The sequence below is a fragment of the Pseudomonas sp. HD57-3 genome (assembly GCF_056113135.1).
Genome location: NZ_CM148568.1, coordinates 4953283 through 4979193 on the forward strand (window position 1 = coordinate 4953283; position 25911 = coordinate 4979193).

Sequence of the window (25911 nt, forward strand, 5' to 3'; positions counted from 1 at the left end):
ATCGGCTAGAATGGCCGCCTTGTCGTTGCCGAGCCTGCCATGAAACCTGTAATGCCCCACGCCCAACTCGACTGGGATGACCAGGGACGCCCGCGTTCGCGAGTGTTCGACGATGTGTATTTTTCCGACCAGTCGGGGCTGGATGAAACCCGCTACGTGTTCCTCGAACAGAACCGTCTGGCCGAGCGTTTTGCCGCGCTGCCGGCGGGTGGGCGACTGGTGATCGGTGAAACCGGGTTCGGCACCGGGCTGAATTTTCTCTGCGCCTGGCAGTTGTTCCAACAACACGCGGTGGCCGGTGCGCGGCTGCATTTTGTCAGCGTCGAAAAATTTCCGTTGAGCCCTGCCGACCTGCAACGGGCGCTGGCGTTGTGGCCCGAACTGAAGCCATTCTCCGATCAGTTGCTCAAGCATTACGTGGCAATTCATCAAGGTTTCCAGCGCATTGTTCTGGATAACGGTCGTGTGACCCTGACGCTGCTGATCGGCGATGCACTGGAGCAGTTGCCGCAACTGGACGGCCAGATCGACGCGTGGTTTCTCGACGGTTTCGCCCCGGCGAAAAACCCGGAGATGTGGACTGCCGAACTGTTTGCCGAACTGGCGCGGCTGGCGGCGCCCGGCTCGACCATCAGCACGTTCACCAGCACCGGTTGGGTACGGCGCCTGCTCAACGCCGCCGGCTTCAAGATGAAGCGCACGCCGGGCATCGGCCACAAGTGGGAGATCCTGCGCGGCACATTTCTCGGCTGGCCCGAGGACGTTGCGCCCCCCGCCGCCGAAAAACCGTGGTTCGCCCGTCCGGCTCCGTTGAGCGATGAGCGTAGTGCTCTGGTGATCGGCGCCGGTCTTGCCGGTTGTGCCACCGCTGCCAGCCTCGCGGCGCGGGGCTGGCAGGTCAGTCTGCTGGAACGGCATGACGCGGTTGCACAGGAAGCTTCGGGCAACCCGCAAGGCGTGCTGTACCTGAAACTGTCCGCCCACGGCACCGCCCTGTCGCAGCTGATCGTCAGCGGTTTCGGCTACACCCGACGTCTGCTGGAAACCCTGCAACGCGGCACCGATTGGGACGACTGCGGCGTGCTGCAACTGGCGTTCAATGAAAAGGAACGCGAGCGTCAGGCACAACTGGCGGCGGCGTTCCCCGAAGACCTTCTGCAATGGCTCGATCAACCCGAAGCGCAGGCCCGTGCCGGGGTCGGTCTGGCCCATGGTGGTTTGTATTATCCCGAGGGTGGCTGGGTGCATCCGCCAGCGCTGTGTCAGGCGCAATCCGCACAACCGGGCGTCACGCTGCTTACCCATCAGGAAGCCGTGGAGCTGCGCAAAATCGACGGTCAGTGGCAAGCCTTCGACGGTGAACAATTGATCGCAACAGCACCCGTCGTGGTGCTGGCCGGTGCCGCCGAAATCAAGCGTTTCCCCCAGAGTGCCGACCTGCCACTCAAGCGTATTCGCGGGCAGATCACCCGGCTGACGCAGACCACACAAAGCCAGGCGTTGACCACTGTCGTGTGCGCCGAAGGTTACGTCGCACCGGCACGCTTGGGCGAACACACCCTCGGCGCCAGTTTCGATTTCAACAGCGACGACCTGACCCCGACCACCGCCGAACACCTGGGCAATCTGGCGATGCTCGAAGAGATCTCCACGGATCTGGTCGCGCGCCTGCACATCGGCGAACTCGACGCCGACAGCCTTGAGGGCCGCGCCGCCTTCCGTTGCACCAGCCCGGATTACCTGCCGATTGTCGGCCCGCTCGCCGATCGCGAAGCCTTCACCGAGGCCTATCGCGCCTTGAGCAAGGATGCCCGGCAAGTGCCGGACATTCCCTGCCCGTGGCTGGATGGCCTGTACGTCAACAGTGGCCACGGTTCACGCGGCTTGATCACCGCGCCACTGTCTGGCGAGTTGCTGGCCGCGTGGCTGGACAACGAACCGCTGCCGCTGCCGCGCAGTGTCGCCGAGGCCTGTCACCCCAACCGCTTCGCCCTGCGCCAGTTGATTCGCGGCAAGTGAACCGGGCGCACTGTCCGGTCGCCGTCAGTCACCGGGCACGATGCAGGTGCCCCGCTCGATCTGCTCCGCGATACGCAGGGTCAAGCGTTGCAACAGGGCGTTCTCGGTCTGTTGCTTACGCGAGGTGCACAGACCCATTTCACTCAGGTAGTCGGCAGAAGTGAGCTCCTCAGCTTTTTCGAACAGTGCCTGAACTTCCTCATGGTGAGGGGCAATGGCGTCTTCGAACTGCTGCGCGAAACGGGTTTTCAGGTAGTCACTCCAGAACGGCTGGCGAACCAGAAACTTCACCCAGCTGGAGGACAGTTCAGCCGTCTGGATTCGGTGGAGCGCCGCTATCAATTCATCACTCGTCACATCAGCCAGTTCGCTGTAACGCATATGCGCCGCCTGCCCAGGCAGGTCGAACGCCCGTGCCAGCCCCGTGCGATACGCAAGGGTCACTTCCAGAGGGTCGGGGGATCCTTGATCCCGGGCGTGTTCCGCCGCTATCAAGTCGATTTGCTCAAGCCGGAACAAGCCTCGGGCAAGCTTCATCAGGACCGTCGGGGAGACCTGCCTCTCACCGGCAAAGCGCAATACATTGCGCACATGCACGGCGACCTCCAGATGACTGAAGTTCAGCGCTGCGCTATCCGTGCAATTGATCGGGTTGGCCGCCAGATTGAAAATCTGCTCGCGCAGTTCGGCGTTGGCCTGCGTCGCCTCAAGCACCGCCCAGACCCGCCTGGACATATCCTCTCGCACGAACTCGGAGTCAGCGGTATTACCCAGCTCCGCCAGCAAATGAAACAGGCCTTCAGCCATCGGATCGTCTTTGATCGCGTTCCATGTTTGCAGCCGCCTTGAACCCACCGTTCCTCCGGTTTCGGTCAGCCAGATCGAACGTGCCTGGTGTTCATCCAGGCGCGCGATATCGTTTTCCAGATACCCCATGCCGACCCCGATTTTCTTGCGGTAGTTCTCCAGATGAGTACTGCTGAGAGCGGAAATCGGGTTGTTGCGCAGATTGATCGTTTCACTGAAGCGCCGCGGTGTTTCAAACAGCCACTGTGGTAAATCGCGAATGTCATTGTCGCGCAGATCTACCCGATCCAGGTTTGGCAAACGGTGCAACCCCTTGGGTAGTTCCGTGGTGCGGGTATTGCGTACGCTCAGGTCAGACAGCTCGAACATCCCGCTGACGTCCACCGTCGCCCCCAGAGGGTTTTCGCTCAGGTCCAGACTTTGCAAATTGCGCATTCGCGACAATTTCACCAGGGCATGCTCGGTCATCTGAAGACGGTTGTGCATCAGGCCCAAACGCCTGAGATTCGGCATGAGCGAGACCGCCTCCGGCAACTGGGTGAGCCTGTTGCGACCCAGCTCAAGTGTCTCGAGGTTTTTGAAGGCTTTGAGGAAATACGCGACATCATTGTCCAGTTGCATGTTTTGCAGTGACAGATGCCTCACGTGATCGAAGCTCAGCCCGGGCGGCAGGATCGGCAGCTTTCCAAACCGCATGCCATCGAGCTTCAGGCCATAGGCCGGACGGTAATACTCGTCGGGCAGGAAAACCAGCCGGCGAAAACTGTCTTCGATCTCGTACGCCACGAGATGCCGGCATTCGCGCACTTCACTCGATATCCCGCCCTGAGCCTTGATGGCCACGGTATCGTCCATCCAGGTATCGAGCACCTCTCGCAGGCGCGCCAGGTCATCCTGCAATTGCCTGACCCTGAGTGCGCGTGTCAGATGGTCTGCGCCCAACTGATCAAGAAACTCACGGGCCTGGATATCGGAAAACAAGGGGTAGAGTTTTTTCACCTTGCGCAACAGGCGTTGCGGATGATGCGTGGCTTCAGCGGGTGGATCGGAAAGCCTGCATGCCGGTTCAGGGGCCGGTGGCTCGAACCTGTCGCCGTTCAAGACGCGGTTACAGCCCTCACGCTCATCCAGTGCGGTGTCAAGTAACCGGCTTCGCAAACGCCAACTGTCTTCGGGCTTGGCCTCTGCCAGTCCAATTGCCTTGGCCTGCGGAGGAGAAAGGCCTTTGAGGATCGCCTGATAGAGGCTGTCCGTCCCCTGGGTTTTTCCGAGTGATCGAGCCTGGCTGTCAAACGCCTCATAGCCCTCATCGAGCCTGACCAGCGTCAGCGAATTTCCGGCAGTGAGCGGTTTCTTGCCGAGGGTCTCAAGCAGGTCTCCCTTGAGTGACTGAGCCCGCAATTCCAGGTAAAGCTGCGGATCCCAACCCTCGAGTTGCGGCAACAAGCCGATGGCCAGTTTTTCGGTATCGGCGTTGGCGACTTCAGCCAGGTAGAACCCGGTCAGCGCCCGATCCAGGCGAACATTGCTCGCGGCCTCGCTCAAGCGCTGCGCCAGGCCCATTGGCACTCGTCCGGTGGTGCGCAGAAGCGCGCGTTCGACACTCGACGCCTGACGGATCAGTTCCTGTGCGTAACGCGTCGGTACGTCGGGATAAGCCGCTCTGGTCTTGAGCACCTCACTGTCCAGCGTCTGGTCATAGCGCCGGTACAGATGATCGAACGTCGAACGACGATCAGCCTTGACCGCCGCCCCGATGACTTTCGCCAGTTTCACCCCCCGATCGGTCAGCGCAACGTCAGCGCCGACCAGAGCTTCGACCTCTTTGGGGTACAGACCGTCGATGACGGTCTGCAGCAACTCGCCCTTCTCCAACTGATCGTTGCTGACAATGACGCTCAGGGTGTCATCTTCAATCGAGCCGGGAGGAAAGGTCTCGGTGATCTCCCCTTTTTCATCAACGACCTCGATGTAGCGATCCTGCGGCCAACCGGAAAGCCTTGGCAGTGCCTGCAACTGTTCCTGGGCATGCCGTGCATCGGTCGCTTCGCCACGCTCCATGGCGGCAACGAAGTCACGCACCCGGTGCTCGAGAGCGAACCGCTCGATCATGTCTCGTAAACGAGGCGTTATTGGCAGGCTGTCATCGCTCAAGCGATGCAGTTCGTCGAAGCGCGTATCGGTCAGCCGCCGGATCATCTCCAGTCGACTGTCGTCCAGACTCGCCAACTGCGGATCGATGCGTTTGAGGGTATAGGCGCCGGACCATTGCTCGCTCGGCTCCGAGGCATGACGCCAGCCACCGTTTCGGCTGGGCTTGAGCGTCGGCGCATACGCCTGTGGACGGACAGGGTGCTGAATCCGCCAGGTCTTCGAAGCCGGATCCAGCGCCACGGCATAAGTGCGATCGTCGATGCGGGCGAAAGTCTTGCCGTTGACCTGATACAAGCCCGTCGTGTCAGGTTCGAGGCCCTCTTCGACAGGCAGAGGCTGTTCATAGGCGCTCAGTTGCGGCTTCCATAATCGGGACTGACCACTGCGGTCGAGAATGGCGGTAAAGGGCTGAAAGAAATCCGGGTGTTTTTGAACGGTTTTGATCGCCAGGGACTTCAAGACCTTGACGCCGGCACCCACGGCGGCCATCAGGGCAAGGTTTTCCGCGACACTGAGCAGGTGTGAAAAAGCTTCCTGGCGGTCGCCGCGATTCCAGTCCTCGATTCCTTCGTACACTTCGGCCAGCATTTGTCCGATAGCCACGCCCATCATCAGTTGCCCCAGTACCGGAACGACGAATCCCGCCACGTTGGCGATCGTCATGCCGATTTCCAGGTATTGGATCAAACGTTTCTTGCGCTCCTCCTCATCGACATCGGCAGTCGGCACGGCAAGCGCACGGGCGTCGAGTTGCAGTTTGCCGACATGACTTTTGAGCATGAAATCGAACAGCGGGCCGGGCATTTCCAATTGTTTGACGTGCCCCAGGCTATCGGTCTCCGCAAACGTCTTGAAAAACTCGACCTTGTCGACTTCGCCGATGCAGTGGGTGAAGTAACTTTTGTAACTGCCGACTCCCAGTTTGAACTCCAGATATGCGATGAACGCCGTGAAACTCGCGTACTCGTAGAGGGGCTGGTCAGGTTCCCCGGGCATGTACACCAGACACCATTGATCCGGATCCAGCTCGACCGATTTTTCGGAGAAGACCACAACACCCCAGAGGCAACTGTCGAGCGCTTCGATGCCCTGCATGATCAGCGGTCGCCCCTTGAACTGAAGGCTTTTGGCATCAGCTATGCCACCGGCGTCGATCAGGCGCTGAACCGTCTGAAAACCGTCCCGGGAGACGTGTTCCTTCATCAGCGCCAGGTGCAGATCCAGTTTCAGCATCTGCTTTTTCATCACAGTGATATTGCGAACCATCGGACCGGTGGCGACCCTGCTGCCATCGACCTCCTTGACGCCAAACACCTGTTGAAAATGCGCCTGGTATTGCTGCCCCAGATCCAGCTCCCGGCAGAGCGCAGCGAACGCCGCCGGGGTCAGGCCGGGTAAACCGTCAGGCGTGCTGGCAATCCGTACAACGCTGCCCTCGGGGAAATAATCGGCCTGCGCCTCATCTTGCGTGAAGTTCTGCATCGCCGCTTCCAGCAGAGTCGGGGTAGCCGACGGCATGACCTTCGCTCCGCCGCCCGGTGGCGTTACCGGCTCGCAACCGCAATAGCTTCCCGGTAACTCGAGGTGGTCTTTCTCGACATCGAACACAGCTGACCAGCGTTTGGTCAGGGCGTATTTCAATTGCGCGATGCAAAAGCTTTTCAGCGACTGCAGCCGGCTCAAGTCTGTCTCGACCTGGGCCTGGATGGCGTGCAGGTCACAGGCGGTCTTGTCCAGTGCCGCCAATGTGTCGGCACTGGCATTGAGCAGCACGGAGGGGAAGTTTTTCTGCAAGGCCGTGGCGGTGTCCAGATCGCCGGTGGCTTCCAGCAAAAAGCTCAGTTTCTGTTTTTCCGTCAGGGCGATCGGTGCGATCGACGCGGGTGTAGTGGACATGGGCAATATTCCTTTATTGCTGTTGAGTCCCTTCCACCCTATCGATCCCGCCGCCGAATAAAAAACACGAATAACTGCCCGTTCGGGCCGGGAAACAACCAGCAATCCTTATGTTTCGAATACTTATCTACTACCTCCCCCTTCACCCAAGCTGTTAATGGGCCACCGGTCAGGCCAACACGCTTATAACTGATCGTTCTAAAACTCCCACATCCGCACCGGGTCAGTTTCTGGGTACCGGCCATTTCGGCGCGGTGCAGCGACACCCTCCCCAACGGAAAAACCGGTAAGGACTTTATGTGCGGATTAGCTGGCGAGTTACGTTTTGATCAACAACCTGCAGACCTTGCAGCCATCGAGCGAATCACCCATCACCTGGCGCCTCGCGGCCCCGACGCGTGGGGCTTTCATGCTCAGGGGCCGATTGCCTTGGGCCATCGACGCCTGAAAATCATGGACCTGTCGGACGGCTCGGCGCAGCCGATGATCGACAGCCAACTGGGCCTGTCCCTGGCCTTCAACGGCGCGATCTACAACTTCCCGGAACTGCGCGCCGAACTTGAAGCGCTCGGTTATGCGTTCTACTCCGGCGGCGACACCGAAGTGCTGCTCAAGGGTTATCACGCCTGGGGCGAAGCGCTGCTGCCGAAACTCAACGGCATGTTCGCCTTCGCCATCTGGGAGCGCGATGCCCAGCGCCTGTTCATCGCCCGCGACCGTCTCGGTGTGAAGCCGCTGTACCTGTCGCGCACCGGCCAGCGTTTGCGTTTTGCCTCGGCACTGCCCGCGCTGCTCAAGGGCGGCGACATCAACCCGATCCTCGATCCGGTGGCGCTCAACCATTACCTGAATTTCCACGCCGTGGTGCCTGCGCCGCGCACCTTGCTGGCGGGCATCGAAAAACTGCCACCCGCGAGCTGGATGCGCATTGAAGCGGACGGCACCACCGAGCAGAAAACCTGGTGGACCCTGCCCTACGGCCCACACGACGACGAGAAAAACCTGACTCTCGAAGACTGGCGCGACCGCGTGCTCGACAGCACCCGCGAAGCCGTGGCGATCCGCCAAAGGGCGGCGGTGGATGTCGGCGTGCTGCTTTCCGGCGGCGTCGATTCGAGCATGCTCGTCGGTCTGCTGCGCGAAGTCGGCGTGGAAAACCTGTCGACCTTTTCCATCGGTTTCCAGGATGCCGGCGGCGAGCGCGGCGACGAGTTCCAGTATTCCGATCTGATCGCCAAGCATTACGGCACCCAGCATCACCAACTGCGTATCGACGAAAGAGAAATCATCGAGCAACTGCCCGCCGCGTTCCGCGCCATGAGCGAGCCGATGGTCAGCCACGACTGCATCGCCTTCTATCTGCTGTCCCGCGAAGTGGCCAAGCATTGCAAGGTAGTGCAGAGCGGCCAGGGCGCCGACGAGTTGTTCGCCGGTTATCACTGGTATCCGCAGGTGGACGGCGCGGCCGATCCGTATGCGGCTTATCGCGAGGCGTTTTTCGACCGCAGCTACGACGACTACGCCGCCACGGTGCAGCCGAAATGGCTGACAGCGAATGACGCTGCCGGTGACTTCGTGAAGGAACATTTCGCACAGCCCGGCGCCGATGCGGCGGTCGACAAGGCCTTGCGTCTGGACAGCACGGTGATGCTGGTGGACGACCCGGTCAAACGCGTCGACAACATGACCATGGCCTGGGGCCTGGAGGCGCGTACGCCGTTTCTTGACTATCGCCTGGTGGAATTGTCGGCCCGTGTACCCGGCAAGTTCAAACTGCCGGACGGTGGCAAGCAAGTGTTGAAAGAAGCTGCGCGACTGGTCATCCCGAGCGAAGTGATCGACCGCAAGAAAGGTTACTTCCCGGTGCCGGGCCTCAAGCATTTGCAGGGCGATACCCTCAACTGGGTGCGCGAACTGCTGCTCGATCCGAGTCAGGATCGCGGCCTGTTCAACCCCGCCATGCTCGACAAACTGCTGACCGATCCACAAGGTCAGTTGACCCCGCTGCGCGGCTCCAAGCTGTGGCAACTGGCGGCCCTGAATCTGTGGCTCAGCGAACAAGGAATCTGATCGATGAAACCTCACGCCACGGCTTACAGCCAACGGCTACTGCGCGGTCAGACACCGTCCTACGAACGCTTGCAGGCGCGTCTGGCCGAGGACGGCAGCGAGCCGGCCGCCGAGCCGATTGCGGTGCATTGCGGCTGGGGCCGGTTGCTGATCGGCCACACTTTTCCCGATCCGGCCAGCCTTGCGCGGGAACTGCTCAACGAACAGCCGGGCGAGCGCGACATTGCCTTGTACGTCGCCGCGCCGCAGCAGATTCTCGGCCTGGAACCGACACAACTGTTTCTCGACCCGTCCGACACTCTGCGGTTGTGGTTCAGTGATTATCGTCAGGCCACCCGGGTGTTTCGTGGTTTTCGTATTCGTCGCGCGCAGAGTGACGCGGACTGGCAGGCGATCAATCAGCTGTATCAGGCGCGCGGCATGCTGCCGATCGATGCCACCCTGCTCACCCCGCACCATCAGGGCGGCCCGGTGTACTGGCTGGCGGAAGACGACGACAGTGGCGCGGTGATCGGCAGCGTCATGGGCCTCAATCACCAGAAGGCTTACAACGACCCGGAAAACGGCAGCAGCCTGTGGTGCCTGGCGGTCGACCCGCAGTGCTCGCGCCCCGGTGTCGGCGAAGTGCTGGTGCGCCATCTGATCGAGCACTTCATGAGTCGCGGTCTGAGCTACCTCGATCTGTCGGTGTTGCACGATAACCGCCTGGCGAAAAACCTCTACGCCAAACTCGGCTTTCGCAACCTGCCGACGTTCGCCATCAAGCGCAAAAATGGCATCAACCAGCCGCTGTTCCTCGGACCGGGGCCGGAGGCGCAGTTCAACCCTTATGCGCGGATTATCGTCGAGGAAGCCCATCGGCGCGGCATCGACGTGCAAGTGGATGACGCCGACGCCGGGCTGTTCACCCTCAGTCACGGCGGGCGCCGGGTGCGTTGCCGCGAATCCCTCAGCGACCTGACCAGCGCTATCAGCATGAACCTGTGCCAGGACAAGAGCCTGACTCATAACGTGCTGAAAGCTGCCGGGTTGAATGTGCCGTCACAACAGTTGGCGGGGAATGCGGACGATAATCTGGCGTTCCTCGACGAGTACCAGCGCGTGGTGGTCAAACCGCTGGATGGCGAACAGGGCCAAGGCGTGGCGGTGGATCTGCAAACCATCGAGGACGTGCAGCAAGCCATCGAAGCCGCCAAACAGTTTGACACTCGCGTGCTGCTCGAAAGCTTCCACGAGGGCTTCGACCTGCGGATTCTGGTGATCGGTTTCGAGGTGGTTGCAGCGGCGATTCGCCGCCCGGCGGAAGTGGTTGGCGACGGTCATCATTCCATCGGCGCGTTGATTGAAGCGCAGAGCCGACGCCGGCAAGCAGCCACCAGCGGCGAAAGCAAAATCCCGCTGGACCAAGAAACCCAACGCACCCTGCACGCGGCCGGTTACGACTACAGCAGCATCCTGCCGGCCGGTGAGCATCTGTTCGTGCGGCGCACGGCAAACCTGCACACCGGCGGCACGCTGGAAGACGTCACGGCGATTCTGCACCCGACCCTGGCCGACGCTGCTGTGCGCGCGGCCCGGGCGCTGGAGATCCCGATGGTCGGCCTCGACCTGATGGTGCCGGCGGCGGATCAACCGGCGTACGTGTTCATCGAAGCCAACGAGCGGGCGGGTCTCGCCAACCACGAGCCGCAACCGACGGCGGAGCGGTTTGTCGATCTGTTGTTTCCGCACAGTCAGCCGGCCGTTTGATCTCTCTTCAGCGTCATTCCCGCGTTCAACGCGCGAATGACGCCCCGCAACAGGAGTTTCCATGACCACCCAAATTCCCGAACCGGATCTGAACTACCTGCAGAAAGTCCTGCTGGAAATGCTCGCCATTCCCAGCCCTACCGGGTTCACCGACACCATCGTGCGCTACGTCGCCGAGCGGCTGGAAGAACTCGGCATTCCTTTCGAGATGACCCGTCGCGGCACGATCCGCGCCACCCTCAAGGGCAAGAAAAACAGCCCCGACCGTGCGGTCTCGGCGCACCTGGACACCATCGGCGCCGCCGTGCGCGCGGTGAAAGACAACGGGCGTCTGACCCTGGCGCCGGTGGGCTGCTGGTCGAGCCGGTTCGCCGAGGGCAGCCGAGTCAGCCTGTTCACCGACAACGGCGTGATTCGCGGCAGCGTGTTGCCATTGATGGCGTCCGGGCATGCCTTCAACACGGCCGTGGACGAGATGCCGATCAGTTGGGATCACGTCGAGCTGCGCCTGGATGCCTACTGCGCAACCCGCGCCGATTGCGATTCGCTGGGCATCAGCGTCGGCGATGTGGTGGCGTTCGATCCGCTGCCGGAGTTCACCGAAAGCGGCCATATCAGCGCCCGCCACTTGGATGACAAGGCCGGCGTCGCCGCGCTGCTGGCCGCTCTGAAAGCAATCGTCGACAGCGGCCAGGAGTTGATGATCGACTGCCATCCGCTGTTCACCATCACCGAGGAAACCGGCAGCGGCGCAGCGGCAGCATTGCCGTGGGACGTCAGCGAATTCGTCGGCATCGACATCGCCCCGGTCGCGCCGGGCCAGCACTCCAGCGAACACGCGGTGAGCGTGGCGATGCAGGATTCCGGCGGGCCGTACGACTATCACCTGTCGCGCCACCTGTTGCGCCTTGCCGGTGAGCACGAACTGCCGGTGCGCCGCGACCTGTTCCGCTACTACTTCAGCGACGCCCATTCGGCGGTCACTGCAGGTCACGACATTCGCACCGCCCTGCTCGCCTTCGGCTGCGACGCAACCCACGGTTACGAACGCACGCACATCGACAGCCTCGCGGCGCTCAGTCGCTTGTTGGGGGCGTACATTCTGAGTCCGCCGGTATTTGCCAGCGATGCGCAACCGGCCACCGGGTCACTGGACCGCTTCAGTCATCAGATCGAGCACGAAACGCAGATGGAGAGCGACACCCGTGTGCCGTCGGTGGACAGCCTGGTGGGGCAACGCTCGGACAGTTGAGTCTGGCCCTCGGCGATCATTCGCCGTAGCATCCCGACATTGATTTAGCCGAGGTGCCCATGCTGATTCCCTACGACGCGCTCGAAGTCGACACCCTCACCCGTCTGATCGAGGATTTCGTCACCCGCGACGGTACCGACAACGGTGACGACACGCCGCTGGAAACCCGCGTATTGCGGGTTCGCCAGGCGCTGACCAAAGGCCAGGCGCTCATCGTTTTCGATCCGGAAAGCGAGCAATGCCAGTTGATGCTCAAGCACGACGTGCCCAAGCACCTGTTCGACTGAAAACGCTCAGCGGCCCTTGCCGCTGGCCTGCTTGCGCTGGATCCGTTCGTAGACTTCGGCGCGATGCACGCCGACCTGCTCCGGCGCTTCGACGCCGAACCGCACGCTGGAGCCGTTGACCGCCAGAACGCGCAGAGTGATGTTGTCGCCGATGGAAATCAGTTCACCGACAACACGGCTGAGTACAAGCATGGGGGGGTGTCCTTCAAGGTTTGCGAGCCTTGAAGATGCGCGGGTTTCGACCGCCCTACAATGCACGCCGGGCAATTCAGTCATTCCCTACGCATCAGGTCGCGCAAGCCTTCAGACGTTTCCTTCAGGGCTGCAAGATTCAGCTCGCGGAAAACCGTGGTCCGAACAGGATCACACTCGCCCCGATCACACACAGCGCCACACCGATCCAGTCCGAACCCAACGGGCGGATGCGCTCGACCACCGCCAGCCAGCCAATCGAAGCAATGATGTAGATGCCACCGTAAGCGGCGTAGGCGCGACCGGCGTAGGTCGCTTCGACACGCGTCAACAGCAGCGCGAACAGGGTGAGGCTGATCAGCGCCGGGATCACCCACAGGGCGCTCTTGCCCTGGCGCAACCACATCCAGAACGCGAAACAGCCGGCGATTTCGAATAGCGCGGCGAGGAAGAACCACAGGTAGTTGAGCATGCAAGACATCTCGTCAGGGTGACTGTTGCGGCCACCCTAACGATGCGGCGAACCCCGGGCAAGTTCAGCCGTTGTTCTGTTTGGCCTTGGCGCGCATCTTTTCGGCCATCGCGGTCATTTCGTTGTACAGCAACTGCGGGTTCTTCTGTTTGAGCGCCCAGGCCATGCGCCCTTGTTCGTGGGGCAGAATCATGAACTCGCCGGCCGCGACTTGCTGGTAGATATAGTCGGCAATATCGCTGGCGGTGATAGGAGAACTTTCCAGCAACTTGCCGACCTGGGCTTTCATCGCCGGCGTCGGGCCACGGAAAGAATCCAGCAGATTGGTCTGGAAGAATGACGGGCAGACCACATGAACCCCGACTTCCTGTTGGGCCAGTTCGATCAACAGGCTTTCCGACAACGCCACCACACCGGCCTTGGCCACGTTGTAGTTGCTCATCGCCGGGCCCTGCATCAGCGCGGCCATCGAGGCGATGTTGATGATCTTGCCCTTGCTCTGTTCCAGCAGCGGCAGGAACGCCTTGCAGCCCTTGACCACGCCCATCAGGTTGATCGCGATCTGCCAGTCCCAGTCCTCCAGCGACAACTCGCTGAAGAAACCGCCCGAGGCCACACCGGCGTTGTTGACGATGATGTCGATGCCGCCCAGTTTCACTTCGCAGGCCTGGGCGAATGCGGTGAGCTGGCTGTAATCGCGTACGTCACAGCGCTGGATGAAGCCGTCGCCGCCGGCTTCGCGGACCAGTTTCAGGGTCTCTTGCAAACCGGGCTCGCTGACGTCGGACAAGGCCAGTTGCCAGCCTTCACGCGCCCAGCGCAGCGCGATTTCGCGACCCAGGCCTGAGCCCGCGCCAGTGATCATCATGCGATTTTGCATAGCAGACAGCCTTGTTGTTCCGGGGAAGATGCGCGGAGTGTAGCGAAGGATCCGCAGCGACCCACGCTCCATCAGATTGCTGAATGGCGAGGGCAAACCGCGACAACAAACGAAATAAGCACGCGAGCCAAATACCTTAAAAAAACATTGAATTTTCTTTCATGCGCACCAGTCGGAATTTGTAAGCCGTCTGGATTTAGTTCAACTTCCAGCCGCCCTTGAACACCAAGACTTCACAGACACTATCAACAAGGAAATAGACATGGGCACAATTCTAATCATTATCCTGATCCTGTTGCTGATCGGTGGTCTGCCGGTCTTCCCGCACTCCAGAAGTTGGGGTTATGGCCCTTCGGGCATTATCGGTGTGGTGCTGGTAGTACTGTTGGTGCTGTTGTTACTCGGTCGGATATGACTGTTTGACCGACAAAAAAAAGAGGCCCTTCAAGGGCCTCTTTTTTATTGCGCCGAATGATCAGTCCGGCTTGCCGTTAATCACACCGGCGGTGTTGTCGATCAGGCTCTTGGTGGCCGTTTGCAGGAACGCTTCGAGCTTGAGTTTCAGCTCGGCAGTGCGCGGTGCATCCGGTACCACTTCGGCGTGCGGGTTCGCGCCCAGTTCGTACTGATAGATCTTCGGTGCCATTTCCTTCTCTTTCGGCAGCACCAGGATCTGGTCAGCGGTGACGATGGCGGTGGTCTGCTCGCTGCCCGACGGCTTGATCACACCGAAACCGGTGTCACCCTGCGGCAGGTTCAGCAGATCGCGGCCCCAGCACTGATGGCGCACTTCGCCACCGAGGCGACCCATGATGGTCGGCACGATGTCGATCTGCGTACCCACGGTGTGGTCACGAGTACCGAATTTTTCCTGGATGCCCGGTGCGATCATCAGCATCGGCACGTTAAAGCGGCCCAGGTCCATTTCGGTGATCTGACGCTCGTTGCCGAAGCCGTGGTCGCCGACGATGACGAACAGGGTTTCCTTGAAGTACGGCTCCTTGCGAGCCTTCTCGAAGAACTGGCCCAGCGCCCAGTCCGAATAACGCATGGCGGTCAGGTGCTCGTTGAGCGGGCCACGGTCAGTCACGCGCTCGACCGGCAACGGCGTCGGCAAGGCGTACGGCGTGTGGTTGGACAGGGTCTGCAGCAGCGCGTAGAACGGCTTGCCGTTTTCCCGAGCCTTGAGCTCCACCAGACCACGGTCGAACATGTCCTGGTCGGACACGCCCCAGGTCGGATCGGAGAACACCGGGTTCACGAAGTCGTTACGGCCGACGAAGTTGGTCATGCCCTGGTTGCTGAAGAAACCGGACTGGTTGTCCCAGGCAAAATCACCGTTATAGACGTACACGTCGTCATAGTCGCGAGCGCTGAGCAACTGCGGCAGGCCGGACAGCTTGTGGCTGCCTTCCGGGGTCTGCATCAGGTATTCGAAACCCGGCAGGTTCGGGAAGCAGGCCATGGTGGCGAACATGCCCTGGTGGGTATGGGTGCCGTTGGAGAAGAAACGGTCGAACAGCAAGCCTTCCTTCGACAGCTTGTCGAGGTACGGCGTGATGTTGCCCGGCGCGCCCAGTGCGCCCACCGAGTGACCGGCCATGCTTTCCATCAGGATCACGACGACGTTCTTGATCGGCAGGGTCTTGTCGGCAGGCGGCGTGTATTCACGACGCACGGCGGCGATATCGGCATCCACCAGTTTGTCGTCCGACGTCATCAGCATTTCGCGAACCACTTTCTGCGCCTGATCCTGCGGCAGCGTGGCTTTCCAGATGTTGTCGCGATCCTCGCCCATCCGGTCCTTGGCCGCCGCGATCAGCGACAGCGTGCCGTTGAGGCCGAGCTGGTTGGCGAAGTTCGAATCGGTGGTGTACACGTCACCCCAGCGCAGCGGCGGGCCTTGGCGCAGCGTACCGCGAGCGGCGACCACGCAGATCAGCAGGCAGACTACGAACACCGCCAGACGCGCATACCACGGCGCTACTTGACGGGTGCCGACGTTGCCACCGCTGAACGGGCCACGCGGACGGGTCAGACGATCGGCGCCCTTGAACGCCAGGGTCAGGATCAGCGTGCCCACGGCCCAGGCCAGCAGGTAGCGCACCACCGGGAAACCGTACCAGAGCATGCTCATCACGGTTTTCGGGTCTTCCTTCACGTACTGGAACACCAGGCCGTTGAGGCGCTGGTGGAACTCGCGATAGAAGTCCATCTCCATCAGGCCGAGGAACAGCGCGATGCTCGAAGCGACGGTCAGCCACAGACGGAAGAACCCGCGCGCCGCCATGGCCCGGGCACTGAACAGCGCCAGCACCAGCGGAATGCAGACATACACCACCAGGCGAATATCGAAGCGCAGGCCGTTGGCGAAGGCTTCGAGGAAGGTCGAGGCCGGGGTGTCGAGGATCATCTCGCGGTTGTAGACCAGCAGCGCGAGGCGCAGCACGGAAAACATCACCATCATGACCAGCGCGCACAGGAGCGTGTAGGCCAGATGCGATTTGACGGTCGGTTGCAGCAGGCGACTGGAAGATCGCTGCTGACTCAGGGCGTCCGGGTTTGCCATGTCGTTTTAGGACCCATTGGAAGTTGAAGTTGCAAAAATTCAGCTGCGCCCTGCCCTCTGTTGGCCTATCCAGGCCCCGGGGCTTGCGCGGAGCGCAAATGTTGCACGATCACCGGCGGCATTGCCATTGATTAGTGCCCGCTGCCGGACGCTTTCATTCAAGGCACAGCGCACCGGGACAGGTGCAGACAGCGCGGGCGAATTGTCTTGGAGACTTTGTGAAAATTTCGTCCAACGCATATCTGGAAACACAATAAACCTGGATAACAAAACGCCCCGAGTTGTTCGGGGCGTTTACAGATGAACGCGACAGTTACTTCTCGGCGCGTTCTTTCAAGGCTTTCAGGGTGTTGAACGGTGCGTCGACCACAAACTTGTTGGCGATCATCGACGGCACGCTGCCACCCGGTTCGGTGTGAACCTGATAGGTCACTTCAACCTGGTCGCCTTTTGGCACGAACTTCCAGAAGCCTTTGACTTGAGCAACCCGCACAAAGCCCTTTTCTTCAGGCAGGTACTTCGGCACGCCTTCCAGGTTACGGGTCAGGCTGCCATCGGCGCCTTCGACGGTGGTGACGTGCAGGATCGAATCGCGCGGAGTCACCGGCCATGGGGTGTTGAACTGGGTGTAGGTCCAGCTCTGGTCGCCTTCGTGCTTGAGCAGTTTCTGGGTCTTGCACTCGTGAATCCACGCGCACGCACCGGAGACGTCTTCCTGCAAGGCGCGCAGTTTGGCGATGGTGGTCTTCATCACGGTCACGCCCTGATAGGACTTGTAGTCCGAACCCGGCACTTCGCTCAGGGAGACCTTGATGCCGTCCTCGTTCTTGGCGACTTTCCAGTCTTCAGCCTGGGCGGCCGAGGTGGCCAGCACGGCCGTCAAACCACACAACACAGCGATACGATGCAGCGAACCCATAGTCTTATTCCTTATTGTTGAAGTTCCGTTCGTTTGACACATCACGCCGCCGTCATCTGCTCCCACCAGCCGAGCAGTCTGATCGCGTCTTCCTGGCTGCTGCCGCAGACTTCGGGATCGGCCTTGAATCCTGAGCAGACCGCCGGACGTTCCGGTCGGCCGAAAATGTTGCACAGGTTATCGACCGACAACTGAACGCAGCGTTCACCGGCAGGTTTGCCATCGGGCATGCCTGGAATCGGCGAACTGATGGAAGGGGCAATGCAGCAGGCGCCACAGCCTTCACGGCATTTCATGACGACGCATTCCTCGCAGCGGGCAATGTGTTAAAGGGACGCGGAACAGGGTAACCGCTTAAACGGCTGTTTTAAATTGCCTGAACCGGGGTTTTTACGCAGAAACGAAAGTGACTGACCAGTCTCCGACAAAGCGTCTGGTCTGCGGGTCACCGACGGGGACGATTTATTGCTTGAACTCGAAATCCAGCGCCGCGCCTTCGACTTCCCGGCGCTCTTCATTGCGCAATTGCAGCTGCATTTCGTTGCTGAGCAAACGGCCGTTGAGCTGGAAGCCGCTGTTCTTTTCGCCGAACATCTGCGGCAGGATCGGCTCGCGCTTTGGCAGCGTCACAGAGCCGGGAGGCTTCAACTCCTGAACCATGTCTTTGGGCAAACTCAAATCGAGCTTCGCGGACGGCAATGGCGTCTTGGCCACTTCTTTCGCCGACTTCGACTTGGAAGCGACCGGAGCGCGCTTCTTGGCGGGCGCAGCCTTTTTCTGCGGTGTTTTTTTCGCTGGAACGGTTTTCTTGGCCGTGACCGGTTTTTTCGCGGTGGCAGCGGCCGGCGTCTTTTCCTGAGCCGCGGCCGCCATGGCGCCAGGCACATGACCCATCATCAGCAGGCAGAGCACAACCCAGACGGCAGAAAATTTCGCTTTCATGAACCCAACGAAGCTAACGGCAGAGGGCCATATGCTCGCCTGTTGGACGCCACATGACAAGCTCCGCCATTGTTTCAAAATCCGCCGGCCATCTCCTGGCAGAGCTGTGTCGCCAGCATTCCGAGGGTCATCAGCGCCCGTTCCGCCTCGCGATTCCACGGGATGCCGCAGTTCAACCGGATGCAGTGGTTGAACTGTTCCGTGTTGCTGAAGATCAGGCCCGGCGCAATGCTGATGCCCTGTTGCAGCGCCCGCACGTGCAATTCCTGGGTGTTGACCCGCCCCGGCAGACTGACCCACAGAATGAATCCGCCGGTGGGCCGGGTCATCTGTGTGCCTTCGGGAAAGTACTGCTGAACCGCCAGCTGGAACGCGCTGAGATTTTTTCGGTATTCCTGGCGGATGTACCGTAAATGCCGGTCATAGCCGCCGTTTTCCAGGTACGCCGCGATGGCCATTTGCGTGACGCTGCACGCCGAATGGGTGCTGAAAGTCTGCAAGCGCTGGATTTCCTGCTGGTACTTGCCGGCGATCATCCAACCGATGCGTACACCGGGCGATAACGTCTTGGAAAAACTCGAGCAGTAGATCACCCGGTCGAGCCGGTCGTAGGCCTTGAGCGACTTGGTGCGACCCTGCTCGAACATCAACTCGCCATAGATGTCGTCTTCGACGATCTGGATGTCAAAGTCCGAGGCCAGGCGCAGCAGTTGTTTCTGCCGCTCTTCGGGCATGGTGCCGCCGAGTGGATTGCTCAGGCGGGTGGTCAGCACCAACGCCTTGATCGACCATTGGTTGGCCGCCAGTTGCAGGGCTTCGAGGCTCATGCCGGTGGCGGGGTCGCTGGGGATCTCGATGACTTTCAGGCCTAGCAGATCCGCCAGTTGCAACAGTCCGTAATAGGTTGGCGATTCGGCGGCGATCAGGTCGCCGGGGCGGGTCAGCACTCGCAACGACATCTGCAATGCGTCGACACAGCCGTGGGTGATCACCACTTCCGAAGGGTCGACCACCACGCCTGCGTCACGCATGCGAATCGCCACCTGCCGGCGCAGCGGCTCGAAACCCGGGCTGAACATGTAGCTGAACGCCCGAGGGCTGTGAAAGCGGGTGACCTTGGCCAGTTGCTGATGCAGGGCGCGCACCGGCAAGTAATCGACACTCGGCACCGCCGCCCCCAGCGGGAACACGCCTTCGCGACGGGACTCGACCAATACTTGTTGAATGATGCTGCTGCGGGTGACCAAGCCTGGCCGCTCGACCCGGGCAATGTCCGGCGTGGGCGCCGTCAGTGCGGGAGTCTGGTGGACATAGTAACCGGACTGCGGCCGCGCGCGGATCAGGCCCTGATCCTCGAGATTGGCGTATGCCTGCAATACGGTGGCATGGCTGACGTTGAGCTGCGAACTCATCTTGCGCACCGAAGGCACGCGCTCGCCCGGTTGATAGACGCCACGGCGGATATCTTCGGCCAGCTGTTGAGCAATACGTTGGTAGAGCAAGAGATTGGTCATGACGCAGCACTCGATTTCACGGGCGTTTTATTCTTGTGTGAAACAATACCGGAACAGTTTGGAAGTGTACTGGGACAGTTGCCATATTAGTCAACCATACAGTGCTGTGTCGGTTAAATCTGTACTGCTTTGTGAGGTAATCGACAGACGTAAAAAAGCCCGGTGCTGCCTGACAGCCCGGGCTTTCCAGTAACGCCACCCTCAGCGGGCGGCGCCGAGCTGGCCTTTTTCGTCGGAGAACACGATTTCCACCCGACGGTTCTGCGCACGCCCACGCTCTGAAGCGTTGGCGTCCACCGGATATTCGTCGCCGTAGCCTTCGACCTGAATGCGTTTTTCGTCGATGCCCAGATCCGTCAGCACATCGGCTACCGACTGCGCGCGATCACGGGACAGCTTGAGGTTTTCCTGCTTGCCGCCGGTACTGTCGGTGTAGCCCTCGATGCGCACGATGCGTTTCGGGTTGAGTTGCAGGAACTGCACGATCTTCAGCACCACGCGATTGGCCGAGTTTTTCAGTTCGGCTTCACCGGTATCGAACAGCACGTCACCGAGGGTCATCACCAGACCACGATCGGTCTGGGTGGTGGCCAGCGCAACGATCTGCTCTTCCAGCCATTTGCCCTGCTGTTGCACGCTCAGCAGTTTGGACTCGCGCAAGGCCAGTTGCAGGCGCTGGCGCTCCAGCTCCAGCTTCGCCACACGCTCTTCGTTGAGCACCTGATTGGTGTGCTCACGGGCGATTTCGCTGTAGCGCTGGCTCAGGTAGGCGTAATGCACCACGTCCGAGCCACTGCCCCAGTACGTCGACAGACGATCGGCACGGGCCAGGGACTCACCGGCGCGGATCACGTCTTTCGGCGCGATACGCAGCACGTTGGAATCTTCCTTGACCTTCTGGAAGTCGGTGCTGGCCTGCTGCAATGCGGATTCGCTGTGCTGACCGGCGCAGCCGTACAGGCTGGCGCAACCGGCGAGGATCAGAGTGCCGAGGGCTTTGGACTTCAGGCTCATTGGGCATCCCCCAGTTGCTTGCGCAGTCGGACGATGCGGGTGTTGAGCACGTTCACTTGCTCTTCGCTCTTCTGGGTCAACACTTTGGCTTCCGCCAGACGTGCGTCGAGTTCGGCCTGTTCGAATCGCATCCGCGCATTCTTGTAGGACTCACCCGCCATGCTGCCTTTGGCCCGGTTGAACTTGTCTTCTGCCAGTTTCATTTCCGGCACGTCTTCGGCGGTGGCACCCACGGCTTTGGCTTGCTCAAGGGCCTGCTCGGTCAGGCGCATTTGTTCGTTGGGTGCCGGATCGCTGGCGCAACCGGCCAGGGCCAGAACGGCCATGGCCGCGAAAAGAAGTCGATTACTCACTAAGAATCCCTACTGTTTTGGGGCGCTGACAGGTGGTTGCGGCGGCTGTTGCTGCTGCGCCTTCCAGCGCTCGATGTTGCGTTGCAGCGCGGCTTCCGTCAGGCCGGACGCGGGCAATTCTGTCATCTTTTTGGCCAGCTGTCCGCGCAACCACGGATCGTTGCAGGCCGAGTTGTGCGAAACCGCGAGGAACAGACCGGGGCGGTCGATGGGTTGTTCAAAAGCCAGCAGATCATTGGCCATGCCCAGTGCCTGCGCGGCCGCCATGCCCGAGTAGCGACCGGCGAGTACATATTCCACCTCGCCCAGCAGAAGTTTCTGAAACGCCTGAGTCAGGTTTGCCGTACGGGTCAGGGTCAATTGCTGCTCGGCGAAAGTGCCGAATGCCGGGGTCATTCGAGACTTTTCCGACAAGCCTCCTTGATGGCCCTGGAGATCCTTCGCTTCGCTGTAGACCAGAGTCGACCCCTTGCGGGTCCAAACTAGATAGTCGTTTTCCAGCAACGGCGGGTGTATATAGTCGAGGTTTTCCAGCTCGTTGAAGGTCAGCGGTGCGTCGGCCAACATGTCCATGCGCCCGCTGCGCACTTCGTCGAGGGCCTGGGAACGCTTGCCGGCGTACAGCAGATCGACTTTGATCCCCAGCTCTTTCGCCACCTGTTGCAACAGGTCGGCGCTCGCACCGATCAGTTGTTTGGGGTTCTGCGGATCCTGCCAGAGATACGGCGGTGCATCCGGGCTGCCGGTGACAACCAGCCGCTCGCACTTGCCCGCCGCCACCGACAGGCCCGGCAACAATGCCAGCCCCAGCAACCACGAGCAGCCCAACCGACGATGCAGATCCATGGCGAAACGCTCCCACTCAAATCCGAGACAAAAAAAAGCCCGACCAAAAGGTCGGGCTCTTTATAAGTGAAGCGGCCGGATTAGACCAGCTTCTCCAGCTCAGGTACGGCTTCGAACAGATCCGCTACCAGGCCGTAATCGGCCACCTGGAAGATCGGCGCTTCTTCGTCCTTGTTGATCGCAACGATCACTTTGGAGTCTTTCATGCCGGCCAGGTGCTGGATCGCGCCGGAGATACCGACGGCGATGTACAGCTGTGGCGCAACGATCTTGCCGGTCTGACCGACCTGCATGTCGTTCGGTACGAAACCTGCGTCGACCGCGGCGCGGGAAGCACCGACGGCAGCGCCCAGCTTGTCGGCCAGAGCGTACAGGTGTTTGAAGTTGTCGCCGTTCTGCATGCCGCGGCCGCCGGAAACGACGATCTTGGCAGCGGTCAGCTCAGGACGATCGGACTTGGCCAGTTCTTCGCTGACGAAGCTGGAAGTGCCGGCGTTGTGAGCAGCAGCAACGGATTCAACGGCAGCCGAACCACCTTCAGCGGCAACCGGGTCGAAACCGGTGGCACGCACGGTGATCACTTTGATCGCAGCGGTCGATTGCACGGTAGCGATGGCGTTACCGGCGTAGATCGGACGCTTGAAGGTATCAGCGCTTTCTACCGAGATGATCTCGGAGATCTGGTCAACGTCCAGCTGGGCAGCAACGCGCGGCAGGATGTTTTTGCCGTTGGAAGTGGCGGCAGCCAGGATGTGGCTGTAGCCAGCGCCCAGCTCTGCTACCAGAGGAGCAACGTTTTCCGGCAGCTGATGCGCGTAGGCAGCATTGTCAGCGTTCAGGACTTTGCTCACGCCAGCGATTTTCGCGGCGGCTTCAGCCACGGCGCCAGCGCCCTGGCCTGCAACCAGAACGTGGATGTCGCCGCCGATTTTGGCAGCGGCAGCCACGGTGTTCAGGGTGGCCGGAGCCAGCACCTTGTTGTCGTGTTCGGCGATTACCAAGATAGTCATGATCAGATTACCTTCGCTTCGTTTTTCAGTTTCTCGACCAGTTCAGCCACCGACTTGACCTTGATGCCCGCGCTGCGTGCAGCCGGCGCTTCGACTTTCAGGGTCTTGTTGGTGGAGGCGGTGGAAACGCCCAAAGCGTCCGGAGTCAGCGTCTCGAGAGGCTTCTTCTTGGCTTTCATGATGTTTGGCAGGGACGCGTAGCGCGGCTCGTTCAAACGCAGGTCGGTGGTGACGATCGCTGGCAGTTTCAGGGAAACGGTCTGCGCGCCGCCGTCGATTTCGCGGGTCACGGCAACGCTGTCGCCGGAGACTTCGACTTTCGAGGCGAAAGTGCCCTGACCGTAGCCGCTCAGTGCAGCGAGCATTTGGCCGGTCTGGTTGTTGTCGCTGTCGATGGCCTGTTTGCCCAGGATCACCAGCTGAGGCTGTTCCTTGTCGACCACGGCCTTGAGCAGCTTGGCCACGGCCAGGGAAGTCAGGTCTTCAGCGGATTCGACGAGGATGGCGCGGTCGGCACCCAGAGCCAGTGCGGTACGCAGCTGTTCCTGAGCGGTGGACGGGCCGATGGAGACGACGACGATTTCAGTCGCAACGCCTTTTTCTTTCAGGCGTACGGCTTCTTCCACTGCGATTTCGCAGAACGGGTTCATCGACATCTTGACGTTGGCGAGGTCTACGCCGGAATTGTCCGCCTTGACGCGAACCTTGACGTTGTAATCCACAACGCGTTTGACAGCTACAAGAACCTTCATGGATTCCTCGTTACTCTCCGGTGAAAAGAAAGTCGCCTAGGCGAACCTGGCGGTTGATGCTCATCGGGCACAAGGGCACCTCTAAAAACGCCGGCTGAGCGGAATGACCGTTCGTCAGTCGTGACCGACGAGTCATGCCGCGTCGCGGTGTGTAAACTGCGCGCCGAACTTGCGCTGCGCATCACCGGTTACCGCCTACGCCCTGTCTTTAGAGGTGCTCTTGAAACCACCATTCAGCCTACGGCGAGCGCAAAACCGCCCGTATCTTGACCGGAACGCCCATTCTGGTCAATACGCCAAAATGCCCTGTCATAAGCCGCGCTTCTTTGATTTCTCTGGGCTGGAGCCGATTCAAACAAACGTTTGTATTGGACGCTAGGAGTGGTGTAGATATAATGCGCCGCCTAGAGAGAAAGGTGGTTTGCCCATTATTAGCCTTGACGTTAACGTAAAGGCAATAACGGATACGACACCGAACCTCCAAATTAGAAAAAAAACTGTTGAGCCTTGAGTAGGAGATAGCCTGTGGAACGCGAATACATGGAATTCGACGTGGTCATCGTCGGTGCCGGCCCCGCTGGCCTGTCCGCCGCCTGCCGTCTGAAGCAGAAGGCCGCCGAAGCCGGTAAGGAAATCAGCGTCTGCGTGGTCGAAAAAGGCTCCGAAGTCGGCGCACACATCCTGTCCGGTGCCGTATTCGAACCACGGGCCCTGAACGAACTGTTCCCGGACTGGAAAGAACTCGGCGCCCCGCTGAACACGCCAGTCACCCGCGATGACATTTTCGTGCTGAAAAACGCCGAAAGCGCGCAGAAAATTCCTGACTTCTTTGTGCCCAAGACCATGCACAACGAAGGCAACTACATTATTTCCCTCGGCAACCTGTGCCGCTGGCTCGCTCAGCAGGCCGAAAACCTGGGCGTGGAAATCTACCCGGGCTTCGCCGCTCAGGAAGCGCTGATCGATGAAAACGGCGTGGTGCGCGGAATCATCACCGGCGACCTCGGCGTAGACCGCGAAGGTCATCCGAAAGAAGGCCTGTACACCCCAGGCATGGAACTGCGTGGCAAATACACGCTGTTCGCCGAAGGCTGCCGTGGTCACATCGGCAAGCAACTGATCAAGCGCTACAACCTCGACAGTGATGCCGACGCCCAGCACTATGGCATCGGCCTGAAGGAAATCTGGGAAATCGACCCGTCCAAACACCAGCCAGGCCTGGTGGTGCACACCGCCGGTTGGCCGATGGACATCATGGGCACCGAGAACACCGGCGGTTCTTTCCTTTATCACCTGGAAAACAACCAGGTTGTAGTCGGTCTGATCGTCGATCTTTCCTACAGCAACACCTACCTGTCGCCGTTCGACGAATTCCAGCGCCTCAAGCATCACCCGGTACTCAAGCAGTACCTGGAAGGCGGCAAGCGCATCAGCTACGGCGCACGTGCAATCTGCAAAGGTGGCCTGAACTCGCTGCCGAAGATGGTGTTCAAGGGCGGCGCGCTGATCGGTTGCGACCTCGGCACCCTGAACTTCGCCAAGATCAAAGGCAGCCACACTGCGATGAAGTCCGGCATGCTCGCCGCTGAATCCGTGGCTGATGCGCTGTTCGCTGAAAAGGACGGCACTGAAGAGTTGACCACTTACGTCGACGCCTTCAAGAAAAGCTGGCTCTACGAAGAACTGTTCGCCAGCCGCAACTTCGGCCCGGCGATCCACAAGTTCGGCGCCATCGTCGGCGGCGGTTTCAACTGGCTGGACCAGAACATCTTCGGCGGCAAACTGCCGTTCACCCTGCACGACACCAAGCCTGACTACGCCTGCCTCAAGCTCGCGGCCGACTGCAAGAAGATCGACTACCCGAAACCCGACGGCAAGATCAGCTTCGACAAGCTGAGCTCGGTGTTCATCTCCGGTACCAACCATGAAGAAGAACAGCCGTGCCACCTGAAACTGACCGACCCGACCATCCCGCTGAGCAAGAACCTGCCGCTGTACGACGAGCCGGCACAGCGCTACTGCCCGGCCGGTGTGTATGAAGTGATCACCAAGGAAGACGGCGAGAAGCGCTTCCAGATCAACGCCCAGAACTGCGTGCACTGCAAGACCTGTGACATCAAGGATCCTTCGCAGAACATCACCTGGGTGACGCCGGAAGGCGCCGGCGGCCCAACTTACCCGAACATGTAAGTCGATCTGCTGAACATCAAGGCT

At 60.4% G+C, this 25911-nt stretch carries 21 protein-coding genes; 7 read left to right on the forward strand and 14 right to left on the reverse strand.

Annotation, left to right across the window (positions count from 1 at the left end; genetic code table 11):
* The first annotated feature begins 39 nt into the window (after positions 1-39).
* Positions 40-2019, forward strand: a complete 1980-nt coding sequence (mnmC, locus tag AC0R79_RS22310; protein ID WP_474731726.1) for a bifunctional tRNA (5-methylaminomethyl-2-thiouridine)(34)-methyltransferase MnmC2/FAD-dependent 5-carboxymethylaminomethyl-2-thiouridine(34) oxidoreductase MnmC1 — start codon at positions 40-42, stop codon at positions 2017-2019.
* A gap of 24 nt (positions 2020-2043) precedes the next feature.
* Here mnmC and AC0R79_RS22315 read toward each other — a convergent pair whose 3' ends face one another.
* A complete protein-coding gene (locus AC0R79_RS22315; protein WP_474731728.1) occupies positions 2044-6876 on the reverse strand; it encodes an NEL-type E3 ubiquitin ligase domain-containing protein in 4833 nt (1610 codons plus the stop codon).
* 297 nt (positions 6877-7173) lie between these two features.
* Between AC0R79_RS22315 and AC0R79_RS22320 the strand changes: the two genes are divergently transcribed.
* The 4 genes from AC0R79_RS22320 to AC0R79_RS22335 all read left to right on the forward strand — a co-directional run bounded on the left by AC0R79_RS22320 (position 7174) and on the right by AC0R79_RS22335 (position 12234).
* Positions 7174-8946, forward strand: coding sequence for an N-acetylglutaminylglutamine amidotransferase (locus tag AC0R79_RS22320; RefSeq protein WP_236189721.1), 1773 nt, complete (start codon positions 7174-7176; stop codon positions 8944-8946).
* Between the two features lie 3 nt (positions 8947-8949).
* On the forward strand, positions 8950-10695 hold the full coding sequence (gene ngg / locus AC0R79_RS22325) for an N-acetylglutaminylglutamine synthetase (protein WP_474731730.1): 1746 nt from the start codon (positions 8950-8952) through the stop codon (positions 10693-10695).
* A gap of 61 nt (positions 10696-10756) precedes the next feature.
* Complete coding sequence (locus tag AC0R79_RS22330; protein WP_007950879.1) at positions 10757-11947, forward strand: osmoprotectant NAGGN system M42 family peptidase; 1191 nt, start codon at positions 10757-10759, stop codon at positions 11945-11947.
* A gap of 59 nt (positions 11948-12006) precedes the next feature.
* Positions 12007-12234 carry a YheU family protein gene (locus tag AC0R79_RS22335; protein WP_003192759.1) on the forward strand — a complete coding sequence of 76 codons (228 nt, stop codon included), beginning with the start codon at positions 12007-12009 and terminating at the stop codon, positions 12232-12234.
* A 6-nt stretch (positions 12235-12240) separates the two neighbouring features.
* On the opposite strand, the gene csrA is transcribed toward AC0R79_RS22335, so the two are convergent.
* From csrA to AC0R79_RS22350, 3 genes are all read right to left on the reverse strand, one after another.
* Positions 12241-12426, reverse strand: a complete 186-nt coding sequence (gene csrA, locus AC0R79_RS22340) for a carbon storage regulator CsrA (protein ID WP_007950875.1) — start codon at positions 12424-12426, stop codon at positions 12241-12243.
* 139 nt (positions 12427-12565) lie between these two features.
* Entirely contained in the window at positions 12566-12898 is a 333-nt protein-coding gene (locus AC0R79_RS22345; protein WP_007950874.1) for a YnfA family protein, read from the reverse strand.
* 64 nt (positions 12899-12962) lie between these two features.
* Positions 12963-13778 (reverse strand): SDR family oxidoreductase, encoded by an 816-nt coding sequence (locus AC0R79_RS22350; protein WP_273898529.1) that lies wholly within the window; start codon positions 13776-13778, stop codon positions 12963-12965.
* Between the two features lie 256 nt (positions 13779-14034).
* On the opposite strand from AC0R79_RS22350, the gene AC0R79_RS22355 reads away from it, so the two are divergent.
* Positions 14035-14193, forward strand: a complete 159-nt coding sequence (locus tag AC0R79_RS22355; RefSeq protein WP_169432680.1) for a DUF3309 family protein — start codon at positions 14035-14037, stop codon at positions 14191-14193.
* Positions 14194-14253: 60 nt separating this feature from the next.
* Here the strand turns inward: AC0R79_RS22355 and AC0R79_RS22360 are convergent, their stop codons facing one another.
* The 10 genes from AC0R79_RS22360 to AC0R79_RS22405 all read right to left on the reverse strand — a co-directional run bounded on the left by AC0R79_RS22360 (position 14254) and on the right by AC0R79_RS22405 (position 23697).
* Positions 14254-16347, reverse strand: coding sequence for an LTA synthase family protein (locus tag AC0R79_RS22360; protein WP_127799270.1), 2094 nt, complete (start codon positions 16345-16347; stop codon positions 14254-14256).
* 313 nt (positions 16348-16660) lie between these two features.
* Positions 16661-17266: an START domain-containing protein gene (locus AC0R79_RS22365; protein WP_007950871.1), complete on the reverse strand. Its 606-nt coding sequence runs from the start codon at positions 17264-17266 to the stop codon at positions 16661-16663.
* 41 nt (positions 17267-17307) lie between these two features.
* Entirely contained in the window at positions 17308-17562 is a 255-nt protein-coding gene (locus tag AC0R79_RS22370; protein WP_007950870.1) for a YkgJ family cysteine cluster protein, read from the reverse strand.
* A gap of 166 nt (positions 17563-17728) precedes the next feature.
* Positions 17729-18208: a translation initiation factor 2 gene (locus AC0R79_RS22375; RefSeq protein WP_474735169.1), complete on the reverse strand. Its 480-nt coding sequence runs from the start codon at positions 18206-18208 to the stop codon at positions 17729-17731.
* Between the two features lie 74 nt (positions 18209-18282).
* On the reverse strand, positions 18283-19722 hold the full coding sequence (locus AC0R79_RS22380) for an aminotransferase-like domain-containing protein (protein ID WP_007950868.1): 1440 nt from the start codon (positions 19720-19722) through the stop codon (positions 18283-18285).
* 201 nt (positions 19723-19923) lie between these two features.
* Positions 19924-20736 (reverse strand): OmpA family protein, encoded by an 813-nt coding sequence (locus AC0R79_RS22385; RefSeq protein WP_007950867.1) that lies wholly within the window; start codon positions 20734-20736, stop codon positions 19924-19926.
* Entirely contained in the window at positions 20733-21089 is a 357-nt protein-coding gene (locus AC0R79_RS22390) for a DUF4398 domain-containing protein (protein ID WP_170929392.1), read from the reverse strand. The genes AC0R79_RS22385 and AC0R79_RS22390 overlap by 4 nt, the downstream gene beginning before the upstream one ends.
* A gap of 9 nt (positions 21090-21098) precedes the next feature.
* The gene (locus AC0R79_RS22395) at positions 21099-21935 is read right to left on the reverse strand and encodes a substrate-binding periplasmic protein (protein ID WP_085607278.1); all 837 of its coding nucleotides are present in this window, start codon (positions 21933-21935) and stop codon (positions 21099-21101) included.
* A gap of 80 nt (positions 21936-22015) precedes the next feature.
* The gene (locus AC0R79_RS22400) at positions 22016-22945 is read right to left on the reverse strand and encodes an electron transfer flavoprotein subunit alpha/FixB family protein (RefSeq protein ID WP_007950863.1); all 930 of its coding nucleotides are present in this window, start codon (positions 22943-22945) and stop codon (positions 22016-22018) included.
* A gap of 2 nt (positions 22946-22947) precedes the next feature.
* On the reverse strand, positions 22948-23697 hold the full coding sequence (locus AC0R79_RS22405; RefSeq protein ID WP_007950859.1) for an electron transfer flavoprotein subunit beta/FixA family protein: 750 nt from the start codon (positions 23695-23697) through the stop codon (positions 22948-22950).
* Positions 23698-24222: 525 nt separating this feature from the next.
* On the opposite strand from AC0R79_RS22405, the gene AC0R79_RS22410 reads away from it, so the two are divergent.
* The gene (locus AC0R79_RS22410; protein ID WP_085607280.1) at positions 24223-25887 is read left to right on the forward strand and encodes an electron transfer flavoprotein-ubiquinone oxidoreductase; all 1665 of its coding nucleotides are present in this window, start codon (positions 24223-24225) and stop codon (positions 25885-25887) included.
* Positions 25888-25911 lie beyond the last annotated feature (24 nt).